Here is a 2581-nt window from a genome sequence, read left to right on the forward strand (position 1 = left end):
CCATCGCAGGGTCGCTGTAGCCGAACCAGCTTTGCAGCAGGTGAACACGCAGCATCACCACCAGCGGATAGGCCGGACGACCGCCATCACCCTTCGGGTAATGCGGTTCGATCAGAGTAATCAGCCCCTTCCACGGCACCACCTGATCCATCTCGATCAGGAACATCTCTTTGCGGGTCTGCTTACGCTTGCCGGCGTATTCGGCATCGGCGAAGGTCATCTGCTTCATGGAAAACTCGTCGGGTGGAATCTGGGTATTTTGCCTAAATTTGGAAGTCTTCTTCAGAGTTTCCCTAGCAGCGGGAATCGTACCTGCGTTGACTCATTGAGCGATAGTTATTGGAGTAAGCGTTATATTTCAGCCAAACGATTGCACTTAGGAGTCTTTTTATGACTGTGGGTCGTCGTCGTGACCACTAACTGAGGGAAAATTTTCTATCGCATGTTTTCCACCCAGTCGGCACGGATCCACTGTTTCAGCCAAGTTGCAGCATATAAAGAGTCTTCTTCCCCATAGGCAATCGCCAGCTCAGCGCACAGTTATGAAAAATTGCAGCCTCCCTGAGTCAGGTGATATAGAGCGATCGACTCTTCTAGTTCCAAGCGGCGGTAATGACAAATCGTTTCAGCACACCAGATCACCAGGACTCGGGGTTGTCCAGCACTGAGCTGCCTGGAAACACGGTTTTTCTTTTATAGCTCCCCAAAGCGCACCGCTATTGAATGCACACTCGAGTCACCTCACGCATGGGCTCAGCCTGACGTGTAATGTTGGCCAACCTTCAGGGGGGGCAGGCGGGACATGTCTTGTAGCGTTAGCTGCGTCCCGTGAGGGGCATCGAAGGCCAGGGTATAGGCCCATTCCAGCGCCGCCACTCCGGCCAATGCTGTGCTCTGTTCGGGCGCTAAGTGCTGGCGGATGAATGCCTCGAAACTTCTCCCCAGTCAGCGCAGGCTGTGTAAGTCGATGGAAAGCTACGGATATAAGCATCGGTCAGCAATTGGAATTCGTTGTCACCGAGCCGATGCAGGAAGGGGGGTAGCCGCCGTGCCACACTTCCTGTAACCGTGCCTGGAAATCGTTGTAAAGCCATTAGTTACATTCAGTGTCGGAGCACCTATGAGGTGGGAGCTCCATTCGGATTTCACCGTTGCTGCGTTGCCCTGCAGGTCGTCTTCACAGGCCAGTTGCCAGTCGTTCAGGCAGCACATTACTGCCCTCCGGCCAGTGCGATTTCTCCTAGCGTTTCGAGCTCTTTTTTTTAATTCGGTAGCAGTTCGCCGAAAGGTGGGAAATGGTCATCGCGCTCTAGCAAGGTGGCGACCGGGCCGAAGTATTCCAGAGTGCGTTGATATAGTACCCAGACGGGCTCACTCACCGGATGATTATGCGTATCGATCACGTAGTCTCCATAATCGCTATGACCGGCCAGGTGCAGTTGGCGGACTTTGTTTGGGGGGCAAGCCCTGAATGAAGGTCGATGGATCAAAGCCATGACTGCGGGATCTGACGTAGACATTGTTGATGTCCAGCAACAGCTCGCAGTCGCCAAGACGCTCGGCGCCTCAAGAACCTCCCGCTCGCTATACTTATCCGATGCGGCACGCCCATACCTGGATACGTTCTCCAGCACCAAGGTCGCTGCAACGCATCCTGAACCTGGCGCACCCGACTGGCTACGTAATAGAGACTCTCTTCGGTGTTGGGCAACGGTAACAAGGCATGAAGTTGATAGGCGTCGCCGCGGCTCCCGCACAAATGATCCTAGATCCAGCCTGGTTTGACCTGCTCAGCCAGCTACCTGAGTTGATTCAGGTAGTCCGTGTCCTGGGCATGTGGCCCGCCGATGGACAAGGAAACGCCGTGCATCACCAACGGATAACGCTCGGCGATGGCGTCCAGGTAGTACAGGGCTTTACCTCCCTGGACAATGAAATTTTCGGGGACTACTTCGAACCAGTCTACGGGTGCCGACTGTTCGAGAATTTGTTGGTAGTACGCGCTGCGTAAGCCTAGGCCGTAGCGCAAACAGATGGGGAATGCGGACATTTGCGGGTTCCTCGCAAAGTAGCCGCAGTGCCAAGGGGGAAGCCACTGCCGCGGTCCGGCTTCGTTGATTACTCGCCGACTTTGCCACCTGCTTTCATCCATTCAGTTTGAATCATGGTCTTGAAGCCGTGCCATTTGCAAACGGTTTGACCCTTGCTGGCGTTTTCTGCGGTCTTGTAACCGTTCATGCCTTTGTGGGAAATTGCATCTCACTTCACCAGCATCCGACTTGACTAGGGGGCGTTCTCATTTGAGCTAAGCAGGGCCATTCGATACCCTTGGGCTATTTGGGTTAACTGATGAGCTGCTATAGGTTGCGTACCGATCAATGGGAGCGCATCAAGGAACTGCTGCCGGGTAAAGCCAGCGACCGAGGCGTGACCGCCCGCGATAACCGCCTGTTTGTAGAGGCGGTACTCTGGATTGCCCGAACTGGCGCGCCCTGGCGGGATCTACCTGAAACCTACGGTCACTGGCATCGGGTCTATGTGCGTTATAACCGCTGGTCACGCAAGGGCGTTTGGTTGCAGA

Annotated in this window: 2 protein-coding genes and 1 pseudogene; 1 reads left to right on the forward strand and 2 read right to left on the reverse strand. The window is 54.7% G+C overall.

What is annotated here, in order from left to right; genetic code table 11:
* Together EAH78_RS32015 and EAH78_RS32020 are read right to left on the reverse strand one after the other, a co-directional pair.
* A partial coding sequence (locus tag EAH78_RS32015; protein WP_140672150.1) for a transposase occupies positions 1–229 on the reverse strand: 229 nt, incomplete at its 3' end.
* 1042 nt (positions 230–1271) lie between these two features.
* Positions 1272–2050, reverse strand: a pseudogene (locus tag EAH78_RS32020) (DUF692 domain-containing protein); the annotation flags it as partial.
* Positions 2051–2349: 299 nt separating this feature from the next.
* Between EAH78_RS32020 and EAH78_RS32025 the strand changes: the two are divergent.
* A partial coding sequence (locus EAH78_RS32025; RefSeq protein ID WP_140672344.1) for a transposase occupies positions 2350–2581 on the forward strand: 232 nt, incomplete at its 3' end.

This window comes from Pseudomonas arsenicoxydans, from assembly GCF_006438915.1.
Lineage (GTDB): Bacteria > Pseudomonadota > Gammaproteobacteria > Pseudomonadales > Pseudomonadaceae > Aquipseudomonas > Aquipseudomonas arsenicoxydans_A.